Origin of the sequence: Collinsella sp. HCP28S3_B9, from assembly GCF_052066095.1 — a bacterium.
In the GTDB taxonomy this organism is placed as follows: domain Bacteria; phylum Actinomycetota; class Coriobacteriia; order Coriobacteriales; family Coriobacteriaceae; genus Collinsella.
The window spans coordinates 39519-59506 of sequence record NZ_JBQHST010000012.1; the positions used below are offsets into that span (position 1 = coordinate 39519).

Here is a 19988-nt window from a genome sequence, read left to right on the forward strand (position 1 = left end):
GTTAGGCCTCCAGCGGATGGGCGGGCACCGACTCGCCAGCGGCAAGTGCGGCCTCGCAGGCCACCACATCGCGCTCGATATCATCGACCAATGCCATGAACTCCTCATATGTGGAGCAACGCACCACCTGGGCGCGCCAGGCGGCGGCATGGGGCATGCCCTTTAGATACCAGCTTGCATACGTACGGGCACGAGACATGAGCGGCAGAAGCTCATGCGTCAGTGTGAGATGCTCGCGCAGGGCGTCCAGGCGCTCGACAGAGCTGCGCACCGGCACCGGTACGCCATTGAGCGCAAGGGCGCGAGCATCACCAAAGACCCAGGGATTACCGTAGATACCGCGTGCGATAAACACCGCGCTGGCACCCGAGTTGCGCAGATGCTCCGCGGCATCCTCGGCCGAGAACACGTCGCCCGAACCGATAACGGGAATCTCGACAGCATCGGCCACCTCATCGACGACCGACCAATCGGCCTGACCCGTATAGAGCTGCGTGGCACAGCGACCATGCACCGCCACAGCAGCGGCGCCCGCCCCCTCGAGCATCTGGGCAAACGTCGCGGCATTGCGATCTTCGGCGTAAAAGCCTTTGCGGATCTTAACGGTCACGGGCACGTGCGCCGCGCCCACCGCCGCCTCGACGATCTTTTCGGCCAGCTCGGGCGTGCGCATGAGCGCCGAGCCCTCGCCTTTGGTGACGACCTTGCGAGCCGGGCAGGCCATGTTGATATCGATCAGCGACAGGCGATCGCCCACACGCTCCTCGACGGCAGCGACGGCGCTCGCAAATTGATCGGGCTTGGAGCCAAAGAGCTGTACGCAGATCTGCCGCTCCTCGTCTGCCGGCAGCACCAGGCGCCACGTCTTATTGCTGGCATAGGCAAGGCCCGCCACGCTCACCATCTCGCTATAGGCAAGATTGGCGCCGCGGCGGCGGCACATGATGCGATAGGCGGGATCGGTCACGCCGGCCATGGGAGCCATAAGGAACGGCTGCTCGGCATAGGCACCCAGCAGCCGCGTACTGTATTCAGAAAGCGCCATGGAACTACTCGTCCACCTTGAGGATCGCCATAAAGGCCTCTTGCGGGACCTCGACCGAACCGATGGCCTTCATGCGCTTCTTGCCCTCTTTCTGCTTCTCGAGCAGCTTGCGCTTTCGCGAGATATCGCCGCCATAGCACTTGGCCAAAACGTCCTTGCGGCGCGCCTTGACGGTCGAGCGGGCAATGATCTTGTTGCCGATGGCACCCTGAATGGGCACCTCGAACAACTGGCGCGGAATTATTTCCTTAAGCTTGTCGCACAACCCGCGGGCCAGGCCATAGGCCTTGTCCTTGTGCACGATAAACGAAAGCGCGTCCACCTCGTCGCCCGAAAGCAGGATATCGAGCTTGACGAGCTCGGAGGGACGATACTCGTTGAACTCATAATCGAGCGACGCATAGCCCTTGGTGCGGCTCTTGAGCTGGTCAAAGAAGTCCAGGATGAGTTCGGCGAGCGGCATGTCGAAGCGCATCTCGACCGATTTGCTCGTGAGGTGGATCATGTCGGTCGTAATGCCGCGGTGCTCGATAGCGAGTTGCATGACGGCTCCCGTATACTCGGGCGGGCAGATAATCTTGGCCTTGAGGTAGGGCTCCTCAATGCGCTCGATGCGCGTAGCCTCGGGCAGATCCTGCGGGCTGCGGACATCAATCATCTCGCCGTCGGTCTTGTAGACGTGGTAGTCCACCGAAGGGCTCGTGGCGATGAGGTCCAGGTTGAACTCGCGCTCCAGACGCTCCTTGACGACCTCCATATGCAGCAGGCCCAAGAAGCCAACGCGGAAGCCAAAGCCGAGCGCCACCGAGGTCTCGGGCTCCCACACCAACGACGGGTCGTTGACATGCAGCTTATCGAGAGCGTCACGCAGGTTCTCATAATCCTTGTTGTCGATCGGGAACAAGCCCGTATAGACCATGGGCTTGGCCTCACGGTAACCGGGAAGCGGCTCAGGGCAGGGATTCGACGCCCACGTGAGGGTATCGCCCACGCGAACGGCCTCAGGGTCCTTCAGGCCCGTGACCACGTAGCCCACCTCACCGACCGTCAGCGCGTCGACCGGAGTCTCGGCGGGACGCTTGACGCCCACGCCATCGACCAAAAAGTCGCCCTCAGCCTGCATCATGCGCAGGGTATCGCCCTTCTTGATGGAGCCGTCAAAGACGCGGACCGTGGCGACGACGCCGCGGTACTCGTCAAAATACGAATCCAAGATGAGCGCCTTGAGCGGCGCCGTCGCATCGCCCTTGGGCGGTGAAATCAAAAAGACGATGGACTCCAGCAGGTCATGGATGCCCTCGCCGGTCTTGCCCGATACGCATACGGCATCGTCGGCAGGAATCGCAAGGTCATCCTCGATCTCGGTCTTAACCTCGTCGGGGTGTGCCGACGGCAGGTCGATCTTGTTGATAGCGGGCACGATATCCAGGTTGGCGTTCATGGCGAGCGTCGCGTTGGAGACGGTCTGCGCCTCGACGCCCTGCGTGGCGTCGACGACGAGCACCGCACCCTCGCAAGCGGCAAGCGAACGCGAGACCTCATAGGTGAAGTCCACGTGGCCCGGCGTATCGATCAGGTTGAACTGATACGTCTCGCCATCGTCGGCGTCATAGGAAACGCGAACGGCATTGGACTTGATCGTGATGCCGCGCTCGCGCTCGATATCCATGGTGTCGAGCAGCTGCGATTCCATGTCGCGCTCGTCGACGGTATGGGTGAGCTCGAGGATGCGGTCACTGATCGTGGACTTGCCATGGTCGATGTGCGCAACGATCGAGAAGTTGCGGATGTGGGAAATGTCAATTGAAGTATCCATGCGGACTATCTTACCCGAGCGGTACAAAAAATGGAGCCTGTTCCATAAAACAGGCTCCATTTATGCGCGTAATCTGTGTGGTGTGAAATTTACAACTTAGGCGTTGATGCTGTTCACGAGCTTGGCAAGACCGGACTTGCGGTTGGAAGCCTGGTTCTTGTGGATAACATGCTTGGCGGCAGCCATGTCGAGGCGCTTGGTGACGGTCTTGAGGGCAGCCTGGGCCTTCTCGGCGTCGCCCTCGGCGACGGCGGACTGGACGTGCTTGGTCAGCGTCTTGAGCTCGGACTTGACAGCCTTGTTACGCATGCGAGCTGCCTCATTGGTGCGGATACGCTTCTTCTGAGACTTGATGTTTGCCACTTCTGGAGTTCCTTTCGAGTTCCTTGCAAAAAATGTATGACACCTCTGAGACACGGTGAGGTCATGCAAGCGCCTACTATAGCACGCTCCCCCTCAAAGGGATAGAACGAATTTGTCAAATAGACAGCTATCATCACGATTTTCTCAAGATGTTCGTAATCCAGAGCAAAAGCGCGTTCTGAGAATCGGCCGAACCCTTAAGAGCGAGCTCAACATCGACCGCGCCCTCGAGCGCCGCGACGAGCTCCGCCATCGAAAAGCGGCGTGCCCAAGTCAGGTGATTCTTAACCTGCCAGGGTTGAAGCTTGAGCGTCGCGGCAAGCTCGCGACCCTGCCCACGCGCATCGAGCGCCTTGGCGACGATAAGCTCGCGAATGCGTCCGCACAGCAGCGTGTAGGTCCACACATAGCTCTTGGCGGGTAGCAGCCCAAAGAGCTCAAGCGAGCGGCGCATATCACGAGCCGAGACCGCGTTGAGAAAATCCCAGGGCTGAACTTCGGCCGTGCGCACGATCCAGCGTTCCACATCGGCAAGCTCAATTTGCGGCGCATCGACCATCTGGGCAAGCTTGGCCAAGTCGTTATCGAGCATGCGAGTGTTTTCACCCGAACGCGAGACGAGTTCCTCGGCGGCCGCCGTCGAGATCGACTTGCCGTGCTGCGTCGCCATCTGCTGCACGCGGCGCGGTAGCTCCCAGCGCTTGGTGCCGGAGCAATCGATCACGGCCTTCTTGTCGATCTTGGCGATCGCCTTATACAGGCGCGTGTTCTTGGCAAGCGAGTCGGCGATGATGAGACAGACCGTTGTGGGGCTTGGACTCGCCAAATACTCGACAAGCGGCTCCGAGACCGCCTTGGCGAGCTTTGAGCAGCCGTCAAGGATTACCAAGCGAAACTCGCTGCCCATGGGAAAAGTGTTGAGCGATCCGATAATGGACTCGATATCGGGGTCCTTGGTCATGTCGCGCTCGTCGAGGTTGAACTCGACCATACCCGACTTTTCCAGACGTGCTTTCATACGCGAGACGGCGTGGTCGCGCTTGACTCCGTCGGTACCGACGATCAGATATGCCGGCAGCAGACCGGTTTCAGACATCGCGCTCCCCTCCCGCAGGCTCTCCTGTTCGTACCGTGCCATTCTATCCCACGGGTTGGTCCCGCGCCAACGGCAGCATCACGGTCGCTGACATCGCATGGCAAAACCGGCCGCAGTCGGCGAGACGTTAATGTCGCCTCTCTCGATAGTGCATGCGAACGCGCCGACCGCATCGCTAACGGCATCGATGCAGGCATCGGATGGATGGCCGTAGCGGTTGCCCTCGCCCGCGCTCGCAATAGAGAGCTCGGGCTTAAGGGTTTCCAGCAGGTCTGTATCGACAGAATCTTTTGAGCCGTGATGCCCCAGCTTGAGCACATCGATATCACCCACCTCCTGTACAAACTCGCGCTCCTGATCGAGCTCGGCATCACCAGTGAGGAGCATACGCAGGCTTTTGCCTTCCTGAGCATAGGAGAGCAGCAAGACAAGCGAGTCCTCATTGCCCTCACCGTCAACCGTATCAAACGGCCACATCACACGAGCCCGAAATGCGCCGATATCGACTGTGTCTCCGCGAGCCACCTGCCGATACGTGACGCTTGGGCGATTCAGAACCTCAGCAGGCGCGCTGCCCAGCGCATCCGCAGCAACCGCAATGGTTCCCACCGAAAACCGATCGAGTACGTCGGGAAGACCGCCCCAATGGTCTTCATCCCAATGCGTCAAGAAGACGGCGTCGATATGGTGGACGTTATTGCGAACCAACGCCGACACCACGCGCGCGTCGAGCCCACAGTCGACGAGCGCCACGGAGCCACCCTGACGAACCAGAATCGCATCGGCCTGGCCAACATCAAGGACTGTCACCGAAGGCGGCGCACATCGATCCCAATAGACATACGGAACGCCCGCCGCAAGCATCAAACACAGCAGCCCCACCGCCATGGGCCGCGCGCGGGGGCGTGGCCACAAGACCAAGAGGACCACCAGCGAAAAAGGCACCACGTATACCAGGGGCGTATCGGGCGGCACGCTTACGGATGCGCCCGGAACGGCAGCAAAGAGCTGCTCAAAGAACAGGGCACAGCGAGCGATAGCCATGGGCACCACAAGCGCCCCGTGACGCAAGAGCGGCACAAGCGAGCAAGGCACCAGCACAACCGAAGATGCGAGCAGAACGCTTATCACCGGACCGATCACGGCATTTGCAAGCGGGGCAATGAGCGAAAACATCCCAAATGCGGGAATGGTTACGGGAAGTGTCGCGAGCTGCGAGCACAGCGTGACGGACAAAATACTGGCAACCCCCGATGGCACACCCAGCTCGCCCAAGGCGTAGGTAGCGTAGGGGCAAAAACAAAGGATGGCAAAAACACTGGCGCACGATAGCTGAAAACCCATCTCGAACAATACTGTCGGCCGCAGCAACATAAAGATTGTCATGGTCAAAAATAGAGCCGAAAGGCCATGCCGACGACGTCCGGCGCCGTTGACGACAAGCGTCACCGCCACCATACAGCACGCGCGCACGGCCGAGGGCGAAGCGCCCGTAAAGACGGCATAGGCAGCGAGGGCCAGCACCAACAGCCCTCTCTGCAGCCCACGAGAGAGGCGAGTCTTTTGCAGGGCGCTCTCAATCACAAACCCAACGATGGCAAGATGGCTGCCCGAGACGGCGATAAGATGTGCGGTGCCCGTTACCGAAAACAAATCGCCCGCCGGCTGGGCACGCAGCTCGGAGGAGCGTCCGCAGACAACGCCGGCAATGAGCGAGCGCGCCGGATCGGTCTCGGGCGCGATAGCGGCAAGGAGCTCGTTTCGCAGCCAGGGCAACAGCCCCGGAAAGCCCTCGTCAACCGATACCAACCGGATGACCTTAACTTTTCGAAGCTCGCCCCGAAGTACGCGTGAGCGCCCATACGCATCATTCTCAAACCGCGACATTCGACCGATAGCATGCACATGCGAACCGGCGCCGAGCTCACGGTCACACGACAGCCGTATCTCGCCCAAGCGCTTTCCACCCGCATATGAATCACAGGTATAGGAGTACGTCCCGTCATTGATGGATGGATCGCCCTGCACAACAAACTCGAGACTGCTCGCAGCTCGATTATCCAGTGCCGTCGAAGCACGCAACGCCCCTATCGCCCAACCCGCGGACACGACCGCTCCCGCCAGGAGGCCGAGGGACGCGGCATACAGCCATCGCCTCCACCGCACAAGACGCATACAAAACCGAGCCAATACGATGCACACGGCAGCCGCAACGGGAATGGCCATAAGCAATGTGACGGGCGCTGCCCGCTCTCCCAGCAGCAAATCGGCTGCCACGTTAAGCACCAGGCCGCAGCTCGCACACAAGCCAGAACAAAGGGCCATCGTCCACGGCATCAGGGGCCGCGGCGGCATCACATGCTCGCGCTCGGACACACTCATACGCAGATGCAATCTTTAATTTTGGCGAGCTTTTTCTCACCGATCCCCGATACGCGCATGAGGTCATCGACCGAGGCAAAGGCCCCGTTTTGAGTCCGCTCATCGATAATCGACTGGGCCGTAGAAGGCCCGATGCCCGAAAGCGTCTGCAGTTCCGCCGCACTTGCCGTATTGATATTCACAAGCCCCGACGAAGACCCCGCACCAGCAGTCATGGCAGCACCGCTATCGACCCCGCCGACCGCCGCAGCCGCTTGTTGCTCCCCCACCATCGGAACATAGATTTTTTGACCATCTGTGATCTTGGACGCACGATTAAGCCCTGTCACATCCGCCTCAGCCGTGAGCCCTCCGGCGGCATCGATCGCTTGGGACACCCGCGCTCCGTCTTTGAGCCGGTACACGCCAGGCCTCGCAACGGCGCCATCGACATCGACGTACACCTCAGCAGCAGAAGAACTCTTGGCAGACGACTCATCGGCATCATCAGGTAACCCATCCCCGGCCCCGCGCACATCCGAGGCGCCCGCCTCATCACCACGCTCAAACGACACGCCGCTGGAGCGGCTACCAAAACTTGCCATCGCCAAGCCGCTCGCGGCGGCAATGACAATCAGAATCGCCACGACTATCGCCTTATGGCCCAGCAGCTTTTCTGCCCAGCGGTCCATCCGTTTAACCCGTTCGTGTTGCTCGCGTTGCGCCATAGCAAACACCTCCCAACACCATCGTGTCAGGAAACGAGCGCCGTAGCCTCCGCACGCCCACACCGGTTATCGAAGTCAAACCAAAAGCTGACCAAAACCTTGCAGGATAGTGTCCATTTATTCAGATACACGTCGACAAATGAACCGTTTATCGCCTAATGCCCAGGTAGATTAAGACCGACGATGCAAATGCACCGCCGGTCTATACACAACATTATTCGTGATCTTGGTAAATCTCACGTGGAGCAAGCTGAGGATGTTTACGTTTTAAGGTCTTAGGGGCCTTGTACGTGTTGCTCTCGAAGTCGATGTACTCGGTCTGTTTGAGCAAGCGCTCAATCATCTCCTCGTGATCGAACAGCTCCCACGCCTCATGCACGGCATCGAGTTTTGCGTGCGTCTCGGGGCGGCGCGGCATAAAGAGCGTGCAGCAATCGGGAGCAACCTCGGTCGAGATATCGAAGGTACCGATTTCCTCGGCACGCGCGATGATCTCCTGCTTGTCCGAACCGATCAGCGGGCGGAACACGGGGATCTTGACGGCCTCGTTGACGGCCATAATGTTCTCGAGCGTCTGGGAGGCAACCTGACCGAGCGATTCACCGGTCACGATAGCCTTGGCGCCCTCGATATGCGCAATGCGCTCGGCAACCGAATACATAATGCGGCGATACATGATCACGCGCAGGTTGCTGGGGCAGGTGACGGAAATATCACGCTGGCAATCGCCAAACGGCACTACGTACAGGCGGCCGATCTGGACGCCCGGCGCAAGCGCACGGATAATGTCCTGCACCAAATACTCGCTCGTATCGGGTGTCTGCGGACGACCGGAGAAATGTACCGGCACGCACACCGCGCCGCGACGCGCGAGCATCCAGGTCGCCACCGGAGAATCGATGCCCGACGACAGAAGCGTCACAACCTTGCCGGCGGAACCCACCGGCAGACCGCCCACGCCGCGCTCGGAGCGCGCATATACGTAAACGCTACCCTGGACCACCAGTACGTGCACCATCGCGTCGGGGTCGTGCATCTGGACCTTTTTATCGGGGAAGGCCTCGCACAGTACCTCGCCAACCTGACGATTGATATCAATCGAGGTGAGCTCGTAGTCGGTGTTAGAGCGTTTGGCATGCACCTTAAACGAATCGAAAGGACCAAACTCGCGCAGCGCCTTCACGGCGGCGGCGCAGTACTCCTGCGGGTCGCGGTTGGTGTGATATGCCAGGGATACGCGGGCAACGCCGGGGACGGTGCGAATGACACGCGCCGCCTCGTCGGCCTGATGCTCGTTAAAGGTCACGAGGATATAACCGGAAATTCGAGACACGGCATTCACGGAAAAGGCGGCCAAGGCCGCCTTGATGTTATCCATGAGGATATGCTCAAAATGTGCGCGGTTCTTGCCCTTCAGTCCAACCTCGTGATAGTGGACCAGGCAGACGCGAGCCGCCATTTAGGCTTCAGCAACCTTGTGGCCGAGCGCCTTCTTGTAACGAGCCTCGTCGTAGGAGATATCGCCGTCGACAATCTCGTCCATAGCCATCGAGATGGTATCGGCGCCGGAGAGGCCAATGGTAATGTCATCGACATCCTGAACGGCAAGCACGCGGTTGTGCTGGCCGCGCAGCATGCTGTTAATGTCGCAGGCGCGCTTGGAGGCAAGCGAGGCGAGCAGGAAGCGGTTGTGATCGGTCTTCTCCAGAAGATCGTCAATACAAGGCTTTACAACGGACACGGACCTCAGATCCTTTCATGCATATCGAGAACGCGAACGAGCTCATCGGTCGCGCGGTCGAGATCGTCATTCACCACGACGTCGTCGTAGCGGTCGGCAAGGGCAAGTTCATCGGCGGCGTTTGCCATGCGCAGCTCGATCGTCTCGGGCGTCTCGGTACCGCGACCGACCAGGCGATCGCGTAACACCTCAAGCGAAGGCGGCTTGATAAAGATCAACACGGCCTCGGGGAAACGCTCCTTGACCTGCAGGGCACCCTGGACATCAATCTCCAAAATCAGAGACGAGCCAGAGGCGAGCTTGGATGCGACCTCGCTCACCAACGTGCCGTAGCAGTTACCGTGGACCTCGGCCCACTCAACAAACTCACCGTTTGCCACGCGGCGGTCGAACTCCTCGCGCGTCAGGAAAAAGTAGTTGACGCCGTCGACCTCACCTTTACGTGGCGCTCGCGTGGTAGCCGAAACCGTCAGGCCCAGGTTCGAGCGGCGCTCGCGCACACGAGTGACGAGCGTCCCCTTGCCTGCACCTGACGGTCCAGAAATCACAAAGAGCTTTGAATCCTGAGCGCTCACTTATTTGGTCAGCTGCTCGAGGAGCTGCTCGCGCTGACGGACGCCGAGGCCCTGGACGCGACGGGTAGCGGAGATGCCGAGCTCCTCCATGATCTTGGCGGCCTTGGCCTTGCCATAACCGGGCAGAGACTCGATGAGGGTGGAAACCTTCATGCGGGAAGCGATGGGGTCATCGGAGTTGAGCACGGACTCGAGAGACTTCTCGCCCTTCTTGATCTGCTCGCGAAGCTCAGCGCGGGCGTGACGTGCGGCGGCAGCCTTCTCAAGAGCCTGCTTACGCTGCTCGTCGGTAAGCTGAGGGAGTGCCATTCGAACCTCCAAATAGTTGGGTTATATCTGATGCAATAATTGGCATTTTAGCACGTCAAACGCACTAAATGCCCAATCGACGGCTCCATAGGTTAGACGATACCTGCGAAAAGTGCAATATACGGAGGTCAAAGTTGAGCCCCTGACCTGTGATTCCACACAAAGGATGGGAAAGTTTTCGCAGGCACAAGGGCTAATTTGTGCTAATAAGACCCAAAAGTGGTGACTTGAGGGAATCTTTTACGCGACGTTTTCGACCAGCTCGGCGACGATGGCGTCAAAGGCCGCAACCGGATCGTCGGAGCCGGTAATAGGACGGCCCACCACGATGTGGCTCGCACCGCGCTCGATAGCCTGGGAAGGTGTCGCCACACGGGATTGATCGCCCAGGGCGGCACCCACCGGACGCACACCCGGAGTCACGATCAGCGCGTCGGGGCCGAGCAGCTCACGCATGTCGTGAGCCTCCATCGGCGAGCACACGATACCGTCGATGCCGTTGGCCTGAGCGAGCTTTGCCAGGCGAGCGGCCTCCTCGGCCACGGGCGACTCGACGCCGATCTCCGCCAGCGCATCCTGATTCATGCTCGTAAGTACGGTAATGGCGACGAGCTTGGCGCGGTCCTCGCGCGCCTCCTCGGCACCCTCGCGGCAGGCAGCGAGCATGGCGCCCGAACCCAAGCCGTGGACCGAGAGCAGGTCGGCACCGGCAAGCGAGGCCGAGCGAGCGGCACCGCGCACCTGATGCGGAATGTCATGGAACTTGAGGTCGAGGAAGACCTTAAAGCCCAAATCCTTGAACGTCTTGACGATCTCGGGACCCTCGGCGTAATAGAGCGTCATGCCCACCTTGAGCCAGGCGGCATGGCCCGAAAGCTCGTGGGCGAGCTCGAGTGCGCGCTCACGGTCGCAGTCGAGGGCGACGATAACACGGTCGCGGGCATCGGTCTCTAGCATTCGAACGCACCTACCAGCTCGTTGATGTCCTTTACGCCCTGGGACTCCGCCCAGGCCTCGAGCTCGTGCGCAATCTTAAGCGAAGCACACGGGTCGACGAAGTTGGCCATGCCGACCGACACGCAGGTGGCGCCGGCCAGGATAAACTCGGCCGCATCCTCGCCGGTCATGACACCGCCGACACCGTTGATGGGGATATCGACGGCCTGGGCGACCTCCCAGACCATGCGCACGGCGATGTGGTGGCACAGCGGGCCCGAAAGGCCGCCCTTGGGCTTGGCCACACGGGACTTGCGGGTGTGCACGTCAATGGCCATGCCCTGGATGGAGTTGATGACCGAAAGGCCGTCGGCGCCGGCAGCCTCGAGGGCGCGGGCGATCTCGGCGACGTTGACCGGAGCCATCTTAACGAACAGTGGCTTATCGGTCACCTTGCGGCAGGCAGCCATAACGGAAGAGGCGCCCTCGGGCGTGGAGCCCATGGCGGCACCGCCGGCGGCAATGTTGGGGCAGCTCACGTTGATCTCATAGCCGGCAGCCCAGGGGCACAGCTCGACATACATCTCGAGCGCGCGCACGAACTCATCAACGGAGTGACCGGCAACCTGGCAGATGACCTGGCAACCGTCCTTGGAGAGCTGCTCGAGCCACGGACCGGACTCGCGGGCGAAAGCGGCCACACCGGGGTTCTGCAGGCCCACGGAATTGATCATGCCGCCGGGGATCTCGGCCATGCGGGGTGCAGGATTGCCGGGCCAGGGCTCGGCAGCGCAACCCTTGGTGGTGATGGCACCCAGCTGGGAGACATCAAAGAAGTTCTGGAACTGCCAACCGTAGCCAAAGGTACCGGCTGCGGTGTTGATGGGGTTCTGCATCTTGACGCCGCCGAAATCGACGGACATGTTCACGGTACCCACTAGAAGACCACCACCTTGGAAGCATCAAACACGGGGCCGCACATGCAGGCACCCTTCATACCGTCGACCGTCTCGACATTGCAGGTGTTGCAGGCACCAAAGCCGCAGCTCATCATGCGCTCGAGCGACACCTCGCAGTACGCGCCGGCCTCGGCGGCAGCGGCGGCGACTTTCTTCATCATAACGGCGGGACCACAGCTGGCGACGTAGTCGTAACCGCCCTTGCCGAGCAGCTCAGCGGCAGGATCGGTGCATAAGCCATGCGTACCCAACGAGCCGTCGTCGGTGCACACGTTGACCGTGGCTCCCAGCGCGCGGAACTCATCGACGCCCACGACCTTGGACGCGGTGCCAAAACCCAGGCACACGTCAACAGCCACGCCCTGCTCGGCAAGCATGCCAGCGAGGCACAGCACGGGCGGAACACCGATGCCGCCCGCCACGAGCAGCGCCTTCCTGGTGCCCTCGGGTACCAGCCAGCCGCGGCCGCCAGGGCCCAACAGGTTGGACTTGGAGCCGGGGCCCATCTGCGACAGACGACGGGTGTCGTCGCCCACGACGGCGTACCACAGCTCGACGGTACCGGCCTCGGCGTCAGAGCGATAGAAGCTCAAGGGCACGCGAAGCAACGAAGAGGCATCGCCGGGCACGGCGATGTTCACAAACTGACCGGGCTTGAGCGCACTTGCAAGCTTGGGGGCCGAAATAACGAGCGAGAAGATGCCGTCGGCGATCTCCTGGTTCGAGACGACCTCGAAGTCGTGCATGCGTGCAGTGGAAGGTGTGGGCATAGACGCTCCAATCCCCCATGCAGTTGCATGGACCAAACGAACAGAAAGCGCGGCACCGCAAGGGCACCGCGCACAAAAGCGATAAGGCTATGCTAGCAGATGCAGCCGTCGGCAAGCGTCTGTTTACCGCCGACAAACACATCGGTGGCACGACCGGTGAGCGTGCGGCCGGCAAAACCGGAGTTCTCGGCGCGCGACTCGTAACCGTCCTCGCCGACCGTCCAGGTGACAGACGCGTCGAAGACGGTCAGGTCGGCAACAGAGCCCGCCTTGACCTGAACCTGGTCGAGGCCCAGGATCTCACGCGGCTTAATAGCCATGAGCTCGACCATGCGGCCCATACCCATCTTGCCCGTGTTGACCAGCTCGGTGAGCACGAGCGACAGCGAGGTCTCGAGGCCGATCATGCCAAAGGGCGCGAGCTCGAACTCACGGGCTTTCTCCCACGGCGTGTGGGGAGCGTGATCGGTGACGATGACGTCGACGGTGCCGTCGATGACACCCTGGCGGATGGCCTCGGCATCCTCGTCGGTACGCAGCGGCGGGTTAACCTTGAGCGAGGTGTTGTAGGTCTCGTCCAGGTCGTTCTCGGTCAGGAACATGTGATGCGGGGTGGCCTCGCAGGTAACCTGAACGCCAGCGGCCTTGCCGGCACGCACGAGCTCCAGGCCATGGGCGGTGGAGATGTGCTGGATGTGCAGCTTGGCACCGGTCAGTTTGGCGATCTCGATGTCGCGGGCGATCTGGAGTTCCTCGCCGGCAGCCGGCCAGCCCTCGAGGGCCAGACGAGTCGAAACCTTGCCCTCGTTGATCTGGCCGTGGCCGACCAGGTCCTCGTCCTGGCAATGGCTCATGAAGACCTTGCCGAACATCTTGCCGTAGTCCATGCAGCGACGGAGCATGCCTGCACCCTGCACGCCGCGACCGTCGTCGGTGAAGGCGACGGCGCCGTGGGCGACCATATCGCCCATCTCGGACATAGCCTCGCCCTTAAGACCGCGGGTCATGGCGCCAGAAGGATAGACGCGGCAGTGGCCGACCTCGGCAGCGCGGGACTTGACGAACTCAACAACGGTACCGTTATCGGTAACGGGGTCGGTGTTGGGCATGGCGCACACGCCAGTGAAGCCGCCCTTGGCAGCTGCGCGGGTGCCGCTCTCGATGTCCTCTTTGACCTCGTAGCCGGGCTCGCGCAGGTGGACGTGCATGTCCACCAGGCCAGGGACAAGGTACTTACCGGAAAGGTCGCGGACCTCGGCTCCCTCGGCGGCGAGGTTCTCGCCGACCTCGGCAATCTTGTCGCCGTCGATCAGGACGTCAACGACACCGTCAAGCTCGACGGACGGATCGACGACGTGGGCATTCTTAAGAAGCAAGGCCATTATCGGCACCTCCAAGCAGCAGATACAGGATAGCCATACGCACGCAGATACCGGCGTAGACCTGCTCCAGGATGACGGAGCGTTGCGGGTGGTCGGCCATATAGGAGTCGAACTCGACGCCGCGGTTGATGGGGCCCGGATGGCAAATGATCGCGTCGGGCTTCATGAGCTTCTCACGGTCCTTGGTCAGGCCGAAGAGCTTGTGGTACTCGCGAATGGTCGGGAACGGGGCACCCTCGAGGCGCTCCTGCTGTACGCGCAGCATGTAGACGACGTCCAGCTCGGGCAGGACGGAATCGAGGTCGCTCGTCACGTGGTCGCAGCCCAGAACCTCGGGCGCCGGCGGCAGCAGCGTGCCGGGGGCGACGGCGTAGGTCTCGCAGCCCATGATCTTCAACGCGGGGATCAGCGAGCCACAAACACGGGAGTGGGCGATGTCGCCGACGACGGCGACTTTCAGACCGTGGAAGTCACCCTTGTGCTCCCAGATGGTGTACAGGTCGAGCAGAGCCTGCGTGGGGTGGTTGTGCTTACCGTCACCGGCGCAGATAACACTCGCGGGCGAATTCTGCGTGACAATGTAGGGAGCACCGGCATGTTTGTCGCGCACGACGATGCAGTCGATCTTGTAGGCGTTGAGCGTCTCGACGGTATCGACGAGGCTCTCGCCCTTGACCGTGGAGGTCGAGGAGCCGCCAAAGTTGAGGCTGTCGGCCGAAAGACGCTTCTCGGCAAGCTCGAAGGAGCTGCGGGTACGCGTCGAGGGCTCGTTGAACATATTGACGATGGTCTTGCCCTTGAGCGTGGGGACCTTCTTGATGGCACGCTCGTTGACCTCGGAGAACGCCTTGGCGGTCTCGAGGATGAGCTTGATGTCCTCTTCGGAGTACTCGGTAATGTCGATCAGGTGCTTATGATTGAACGCCACGGTACTACTCACCTCCCAGCGGCGCGGAGCCCACGTGGGAACCCGGCGCGACGTCGTTGATCTCGACAGCGGTGCGGCCGTCGACTTCCTTCATATATAGGTGCACGTTCTCCTCGTGCGACGAGGGAACGTTCTTGCCGACAAAGTCCGGCGAGATAGGGAGCTCGCGGTGACCGCGGTCAACGAGAACTGCCAGCTCGATGCGGCTCGGACGGCCCAGGTCCATAACGGCGTCCAGAGCGGCGCGGATGGTGCGACCCGTGTACAGGATGTCGTCCACCAAAACGACGCGCTTGCCGTCGACGCTGAAGGGAATGTTGGTAGCGTGGATCGCGGGAGCGAAGTTAGTCGCATAGTCATCGCGATAGAAGCTGATGTCCAGGCTGCCGAGCGGAACGTCAACACCCTCGATCTCCTTGATCGCCTCGGCGAGCTTCTTTGCCAGAAGGTCGCCGCGCGTGACGATGCCGACCAGAGCGAGGTCTTCACAGCCCTCGTTGCGCTCGAGAATCTCGTGCGCGATGCGGGTCATCGCTCGGTTGACGGCGGTCTCGTCCATGATGACCGCCTTGGGGGAAGTCGTGCCCATCGATCTCCTTCCTCACATGTCTTGACTGCTGATACAGTCAAAAAAATAGATGCCCGACCGCTCAAAGCGGACCAGACACCCACAGGAAGGACTGCTCTATGGCAGCAATATAAATCCATGTGGGTATCTCGTACCCCTTTAATGGTCAAGGGATAGTGTAGCCAACCCCGAGCTTAATTGCGAGCATTAATACGGAGCAATCCGCAAACGGACTCAACGCTCCATAAACCTATATATATTTGCGGGACAAGCTTGAAAACGTCGATGCGAGCTGGCATAATCCCCTCTGCTACACGCAAATCGGATCTACGTCCAGGGCCGTAGCGTGGGCACTATCGCCATAAGAGAAATATCTCTGTGTAGATTACGCACAGGGAGCTGCTTCTGTGCTATAGTTCAGGCTTGTTTGTTAACGCGACATGTTCGTTTGTCGCCCAAGGAGGGTCAGTTATGTCCAAAGTTTGCGAAGTTTGCGGTAAGCACCCCGTTGCCGGTCGCTCCATCAGCCACTCTCACCGCGTCACCAACCGTAAGTTCCGCCCCAACATCCAGCGCGTCTACGTCGTCGTCGATGGTCACCGTCGCAAGATGAACGTTTGCTCCACCTGCCTTAAGTCTGGCAAGGTTGCGCGCTCCTAAATAAGGTCTTACCAACAAGTACCTCGGACTCTCCGGGTCAAAGACCTCGCGTTCACATAGAACTTACCAAAGGCGTCCTCTCTTGTGGAGGGCGCCTTTTTGCACTCATTGGGGACAGACTTACATGGGTGTTTTCACTCATTGGGGACAGACATGATGCGTGTCTGCGGCGCCCCGACTAGCTCCGGCCCCTGCCTCACGCAGCTTCCTTCCAGCCCGCAGTGGCCTTGGTCACACTTGTAGCGCCGATACCGGTGATACGGGCAATTTGCTTGACCGTGAGATGTGCCTGCCTGAGCCTCAGCAGGCAGGCATCGCGTTCGGGGCGTGGCAGGGCCTTAAGCAGCTTAGGATCTATGCTCGGCAGGACTTCGCGCGCAACGGAAAGGGCCTCCTCATCGGGGATCCGACGGCGTGGAAGAACCTCCACCGACCAGATGCGCCCGGCAGCTTCCTTGAGATGTTCGCAATAGCAACGGGAGCCTCCGACAATATCGAGCATAGGGGCCGCATCACAAATGTCAAAGGGATCGTAGTTTTATTATGTAATGGCTTAGTGTTATTGAAGACTTACTTACTCACTGTAATCATGTTAGCACACCGACCAAGGGTTTCTATGAGTCCTTATTTGTTTGTCCGTGCTAGATATTTGACGGTGACTTTGATGGGACTTTCATCTTGGTGTCGAACTCCACGACTCTGTCATCACCTTTAAGCCACTTGCAACCACAGGATAACAATAGTCGCTGTCATCACGAGCAAACCGCTTGCGTCCACCCTTTGGCAATAGTCGCTGTCGTCACGAGCAAGCCGCTTGCGACTACCCACGCGGAGTTAAACAATAATTGCAAACTGAAGCTGCAAATCCACCCGACAAGGCTCTTTTATAAAACCCATTGTTTAGACGACCAGCAATCTCATCAGGCTCTCACCTTGAATAGTTTCCCAGCCAATCTGCGTGACTGCCTCCGACAGCTGTCTATCATGCGTAACCAACAGTAACGCGCCAGAGAAACCGCTCAGCATCTCCTGCAGCGCCTCAATAGAACCCACATCAAGATGATTCGTCGGCTCGTCGAGTACGAGGAGGTTGGGATTCGTAACAAGCTGTTCAGCAAGCATGAGTTTGCGGAGTTCGCCAGGACTCAAATCGTCGCCATCGAGCAGTCTGTCAGGGTCGGAGTTCAACCGCGCCACGATGGAGAGGATGCGACCTTTCGTCTCCTGGTCCTGGTCTCGGAGATGCCTCAGGGCTCGCTCGCGTTCCTCTGGCCCGACGTCCTGGGGAACGTACGCAACTTTGACATTATCAGGAACAGATTCGATGATGCTTCGTACCACCAGGCTCTTTCCCGTTCCGTTCGCACCGGTCAGCACCACGTGATCCGTTGGTGAGATCCAGAGCTCCGGCACATCTATCGAGAACTCGCCAGCAGACAGTCGCGATGCCTCCAAGTGCGCCACGCAACTTGAGCGTGCAGTGACGCCGAACTCGCCGATACGATGGTCGTATCTTTTCGAGACGGTTTTCTTGGAAAGCTCTGCCTCGGCCTTTGCGAGCCGTCCGCTCATTTTGGACGAGAGCCTCCCTGCAACGCCGTCCTTGCCAGAGACTATGGCGCGTCCGATCTTCTCGCGAGCGTCGCTGTCTTTTTTGCTCAAACCGCGCTTGCTTCGCTTGCCCTTCTGACGCGCCGCCTCTTCGCTCCTGCGCTGGGCTTCTGCCTTCAGGCGCTTCGCTTCACGAGAGGCTTGCTCGCGATCCCTCATCGCAGAGGCGCGTTCGCTCGCCGCTTGGTCGCTTGCCTTCGAGTACCCGCCGGGGCGCATGGTCCAACGCGCGCCCTCGCACATGAGGCTCTGGCCCACAAGGCCGTCGAGCAGGTCTCTATCGTGCGAGATGAGGATGCCGATGCCGCTGAAGGAGGCCAGCGCCTCCTTCACGATGTCGCGCGTGGCGGCATCGAGGTCGTTGGTCGGCTCGTCCATGATGAGGACATCCGGTTGTGCATAGAGGGCGCATGCGATCTGGATCCGCTTCTGCTGACCGCCCGAGAGCGTGTCGTAGCGCCAGAACCAGTCGTCTTCGATGCGGAGCAGCGCCCTTGCCCGTTGCGCCTCCTTGCCCCAATCCGATGCGAGATCGAAGAGATCGTCCGGTTCCTGCGTCGAGTCTTGCTGGCAATACGACGCGAACAGACTCGGGCTCACTGTCCCGGAATCGGGTGTAATAGCGCGGGCGGCGATACGGGCGAGCGTGCTCTTCCCGCATCCGTTGTCGCCGATGATGCCCGTCCATCCCGATGGGAACGTGGCGCTGACGTCTTCGATGGCAGGCGATGCCGTACCGGGGTAGGTATAGCTGATGTGAGTGAGATTCAGTTGCATGGCGAGCTCCTTTGAGAGGAGGTCGCGCAGGGTCAGGCACGCAATGTATGGATTCGGAACGAGAAGACACTGAAGCGATGCGGCACCCTGAAGCGCGACCGGATGTACAGAATGGTCGTATGGGGTACCCGAAACGGGCATCGCTAGTTCTTCATCTAACCTGACCTAACTCGAAGCGGCGCTTGCCAAAGGCCCCGCTGGATGATTGATATCTAGGATTATAGCATGGTGATTTCCCTTGGCTCGTCGCTTCACCCAAGTGCTGATTGGTGCTGAGAGCGGAGAGACTGCGTGGCACTGCTCCCTCTAGCTGGCGCCTGATGCTGGAAAGCATCACACAGAAACGCCTGCCCTTCCCGCAACCCGCCAGAGCATGGCCGAAGGCGGCGGTTGGCACTGCAGCCTCCTCCCGTGTTATCTTTATTGAAGATAATTAAGAAGGTGGTGCACGATGTGCGGAACATACCCGGGAACGGAAACGAAACACAGAACCAACTCATAACAGCGACGCAGCAGCCCTCGAGTCCCGTGGCCCTGAGCGCAGACGTCGAGATGCTGCTCGAGCGCTTTTTAGTCGAGGCCGAGCTGGCCGAGACCACGAAGGAGACCTACCGCAGGACCCTGAGGGGCTTCTTCGCGTGGAAGGAGGAGCGAGGGATCACAGACCTCGACAGGTCGCACATCCTCGCCTACAAGCAGGACATGCTGGCGAGGGTGCGGCCCTCGACGGCGAGCACCTACCTCACCGCGGTCAAGAGCATGTTCAAATGGCTCGAGTCCGTGAGAGCCTACCCGAACGTGGCCGCGGACATAAAGACGGTCAAGCTAGTGGGCAACATCCACCGCAAGGACGCGCTGACGCCGGCGCAGGCCAAGCGCGTGCTCCAGGTGCTGAAGGGCGACACGCTGCAGGCCAAGCGCGACTTCGCGCTGGTGAACCTGCTCATCAGAGTCGGCTTACGCTCGGTGGAGGTCACACGAGGCCGTCTGGGTGATTTGCGCAACAGGGGCGATCAGACGATTCTGCTCGTCCAGGGCAAGGGCAGGGTCGAGAAGGACGCGCTCGTGGTGCTGACCGATGCGACTCTAGGACCCATTTACGACTACCTGGCAGCGCGCAGGTGCGAGGAGCGCGAGGTCGTCGGGGGGACTCGCCGCTGTTCGCCAGCCTCTCCAACAAAACATATGGGAAGCCGCTGTCCACGCGCAGCATACGGCAGATTGCGAAGGAGGCCCTGCGCGCGGCGGGGCTCGACAGACACTATGACCCAATCCGAGGGCACTAAAAAGATAGGAGCCCCCGCTCGTGACCGCGGGTCGGGGCTGCGACAATGATGTTGAAGTGCCATAGGCGCAGCCGCGC

The 19988-nt window shown here is 60.3% G+C and carries 20 protein-coding genes; 2 read left to right on the forward strand and 18 right to left on the reverse strand.

Features of this window, described 5'->3' with window-relative positions; all coding sequences use genetic code 11:
- Position 1: 1 nt before the first annotated feature.
- The 16 genes from dusB to pyrR form a co-directional block, all read right to left on the reverse strand.
- Positions 2 to 1045 (reverse strand): tRNA dihydrouridine synthase DusB, encoded by a 1044-nt coding sequence (dusB, locus tag ACTNBB_RS04285; RefSeq protein ID WP_427717514.1) that lies wholly within the window; start codon positions 1043 to 1045, stop codon positions 2 to 4.
- Positions 1046 to 1049: 4 nt separating this feature from the next.
- Positions 1050 to 2861 (reverse strand): translation elongation factor 4, encoded by a 1812-nt coding sequence (gene lepA, locus ACTNBB_RS04290; protein WP_441056772.1) that lies wholly within the window; start codon positions 2859 to 2861, stop codon positions 1050 to 1052.
- A gap of 96 nt (positions 2862 to 2957) precedes the next feature.
- Positions 2958 to 3224 (reverse strand): 30S ribosomal protein S20, encoded by a 267-nt coding sequence (gene rpsT / locus ACTNBB_RS04295; protein WP_022094714.1) that lies wholly within the window; start codon positions 3222 to 3224, stop codon positions 2958 to 2960.
- A 133-nt stretch (positions 3225 to 3357) separates the two neighbouring features.
- Entirely contained in the window at positions 3358 to 4320 is a 963-nt protein-coding gene (gene holA, locus ACTNBB_RS04300) for a DNA polymerase III subunit delta (protein WP_427747932.1), read from the reverse strand.
- 78 nt (positions 4321 to 4398) lie between these two features.
- Complete coding sequence (locus ACTNBB_RS04305; protein WP_441056774.1) at positions 4399 to 6702, reverse strand: DNA internalization-related competence protein ComEC/Rec2; 2304 nt, start codon at positions 6700 to 6702, stop codon at positions 4399 to 4401.
- Positions 6699 to 7409: a helix-hairpin-helix domain-containing protein gene (locus tag ACTNBB_RS04310; RefSeq protein ID WP_441056776.1), complete on the reverse strand. Its 711-nt coding sequence runs from the start codon at positions 7407 to 7409 to the stop codon at positions 6699 to 6701. Before ACTNBB_RS04310 ends, ACTNBB_RS04305 begins: the two co-directional genes overlap by 4 nt.
- Before the next feature lie 214 nt (positions 7410 to 7623).
- A complete protein-coding gene (gene thiI, locus ACTNBB_RS04315) occupies positions 7624 to 8868 on the reverse strand; it encodes a tRNA uracil 4-sulfurtransferase ThiI (protein ID WP_441056778.1) in 1245 nt (414 codons plus the stop codon).
- Positions 8869 to 9150 (reverse strand): DNA-directed RNA polymerase subunit omega, encoded by a 282-nt coding sequence (locus tag ACTNBB_RS04320; protein ID WP_370450597.1) that lies wholly within the window; start codon positions 9148 to 9150, stop codon positions 8869 to 8871.
- 5 nt (positions 9151 to 9155) lie between these two features.
- Positions 9156 to 9725, reverse strand: a complete 570-nt coding sequence (gene gmk, locus ACTNBB_RS04325) for a guanylate kinase (RefSeq protein ID WP_370450596.1) — start codon at positions 9723 to 9725, stop codon at positions 9156 to 9158.
- A complete protein-coding gene (gene mihF, locus ACTNBB_RS04330) occupies positions 9726 to 10034 on the reverse strand; it encodes an integration host factor, actinobacterial type (protein WP_006236130.1) in 309 nt (102 codons plus the stop codon). It lies immediately after the preceding gene.
- A gap of 240 nt (positions 10035 to 10274) precedes the next feature.
- Positions 10275 to 10991, reverse strand: coding sequence for an orotidine-5'-phosphate decarboxylase (pyrF, locus tag ACTNBB_RS04335; RefSeq protein ID WP_427747926.1), 717 nt, complete (start codon positions 10989 to 10991; stop codon positions 10275 to 10277).
- Positions 10985 to 11893 (reverse strand): dihydroorotate dehydrogenase, encoded by a 909-nt coding sequence (locus ACTNBB_RS04340; protein ID WP_427717595.1) that lies wholly within the window; start codon positions 11891 to 11893, stop codon positions 10985 to 10987. Before ACTNBB_RS04340 ends, pyrF begins: the two co-directional genes overlap by 7 nt.
- 14 nt (positions 11894 to 11907) lie before the next feature.
- Entirely contained in the window at positions 11908 to 12675 is a 768-nt protein-coding gene (locus tag ACTNBB_RS04345) for a dihydroorotate dehydrogenase electron transfer subunit (RefSeq protein WP_154516544.1), read from the reverse strand.
- 116 nt (positions 12676 to 12791) lie between these two features.
- Entirely contained in the window at positions 12792 to 14081 is a 1290-nt protein-coding gene (locus ACTNBB_RS04350; protein WP_154516264.1) for a dihydroorotase, read from the reverse strand.
- On the reverse strand, positions 14065 to 15009 hold the full coding sequence (locus ACTNBB_RS04355) for an aspartate carbamoyltransferase catalytic subunit (RefSeq protein WP_035138537.1): 945 nt from the start codon (positions 15007 to 15009) through the stop codon (positions 14065 to 14067). The genes ACTNBB_RS04350 and ACTNBB_RS04355 overlap by 17 nt, the downstream gene beginning before the upstream one ends.
- Positions 15010 to 15013: 4 nt before the next feature.
- Positions 15014 to 15598 carry a bifunctional pyr operon transcriptional regulator/uracil phosphoribosyltransferase PyrR gene (pyrR, locus tag ACTNBB_RS04360; protein ID WP_138374176.1) on the reverse strand — a complete coding sequence of 195 codons (585 nt, stop codon included), beginning with the start codon at positions 15596 to 15598 and terminating at the stop codon, positions 15014 to 15016.
- Positions 15599 to 16048: 450 nt separating this feature from the next.
- Here pyrR and rpmB point away from each other — a divergent pair, with 450 nt between their 5' ends.
- Positions 16049 to 16237, forward strand: a complete 189-nt coding sequence (rpmB, locus tag ACTNBB_RS04365; RefSeq protein WP_022094725.1) for a 50S ribosomal protein L28 — start codon at positions 16049 to 16051, stop codon at positions 16235 to 16237.
- Positions 16238 to 16433: 196 nt separating this feature from the next.
- Here rpmB and ACTNBB_RS04370 read toward each other — a convergent pair whose 3' ends face one another.
- Together ACTNBB_RS04370 and ACTNBB_RS04375 are read right to left on the reverse strand one after the other, a co-directional pair.
- Complete coding sequence (locus ACTNBB_RS04370) at positions 16434 to 16739, reverse strand: hypothetical protein (RefSeq protein WP_441056780.1); 306 nt, start codon at positions 16737 to 16739, stop codon at positions 16434 to 16436.
- A gap of 398 nt (positions 16740 to 17137) precedes the next feature.
- The gene (locus tag ACTNBB_RS04375; RefSeq protein ID WP_441056782.1) at positions 17138 to 18625 is read right to left on the reverse strand and encodes an ATP-binding cassette domain-containing protein; all 1488 of its coding nucleotides are present in this window, start codon (positions 18623 to 18625) and stop codon (positions 17138 to 17140) included.
- A gap of 390 nt (positions 18626 to 19015) precedes the next feature.
- On the opposite strand from ACTNBB_RS04375, the gene ACTNBB_RS04380 reads away from it, so the two are divergent.
- Positions 19016 to 19960 (forward strand): tyrosine-type recombinase/integrase, encoded by a 945-nt coding sequence (locus tag ACTNBB_RS04380; RefSeq protein WP_441071032.1) that lies wholly within the window; start codon positions 19016 to 19018, stop codon positions 19958 to 19960.
- Positions 19961 to 19988: the final 28 nt, after the last annotated feature.

Excerpts from the sequence above, each read along its gene's own strand:
- ACTNBB_RS04340 (WP_427717595.1), bottom strand. The coding sequence starts at position 11,893 with ATGTCCGTCGATTTCGGCGGCGTCAAGATGCAGAACCCCATCAACACC.
- lepA (WP_441056772.1), bottom strand. The coding sequence starts at position 2,861 with ATGGATACTTCAATTGACATTTCCCACATCCGCAACTTCTCGATCGTT.
- pyrF (WP_427747926.1), bottom strand. The coding sequence starts at position 10,991 with ATGCTAGAGACCGATGCCCGCGACCGTGTTATCGTCGCCCTCGACTGC.
- rpmB (WP_022094725.1), top strand. The coding sequence starts at position 16,049 with ATGTCCAAAGTTTGCGAAGTTTGCGGTAAGCACCCCGTTGCCGGTCGC.
- ACTNBB_RS04310 (WP_441056776.1), bottom strand. The coding sequence starts at position 7,409 with ATGGCGCAACGCGAGCAACACGAACGGGTTAAACGGATGGACCGCTGG.
- ACTNBB_RS04375 (WP_441056782.1), bottom strand. The coding sequence starts at position 18,625 with ATGCAACTGAATCTCACTCACATCAGCTATACCTACCCCGGTACGGCA.
- ACTNBB_RS04370 (WP_441056780.1), bottom strand. The coding sequence starts at position 16,739 with ATGCTCGATATTGTCGGAGGCTCCCGTTGCTATTGCGAACATCTCAAG.
- ACTNBB_RS04350 (WP_154516264.1), bottom strand. The coding sequence starts at position 14,081 with ATGGCCTTGCTTCTTAAGAATGCCCACGTCGTCGATCCGTCCGTCGAG.
- dusB (WP_427717514.1), bottom strand. The coding sequence starts at position 1,045 with ATGGCGCTTTCTGAATACAGTACGCGGCTGCTGGGTGCCTATGCCGAG.
- pyrR (WP_138374176.1), bottom strand. The coding sequence starts at position 15,598 with ATGGGCACGACTTCCCCCAAGGCGGTCATCATGGACGAGACCGCCGTC.
- thiI (WP_441056778.1), bottom strand. The coding sequence starts at position 8,868 with ATGGCGGCTCGCGTCTGCCTGGTCCACTATCACGAGGTTGGACTGAAG.
- ACTNBB_RS04305 (WP_441056774.1), bottom strand. The coding sequence starts at position 6,702 with ATGAGTGTGTCCGAGCGCGAGCATGTGATGCCGCCGCGGCCCCTGATG.
- ACTNBB_RS04345 (WP_154516544.1), bottom strand. The coding sequence starts at position 12,675 with ATGCACGACTTCGAGGTCGTCTCGAACCAGGAGATCGCCGACGGCATC.
- holA (WP_427747932.1), bottom strand. The coding sequence starts at position 4,320 with ATGTCTGAAACCGGTCTGCTGCCGGCATATCTGATCGTCGGTACCGAC.
- mihF (WP_006236130.1), bottom strand. The coding sequence starts at position 10,034 with ATGGCACTCCCTCAGCTTACCGACGAGCAGCGTAAGCAGGCTCTTGAG.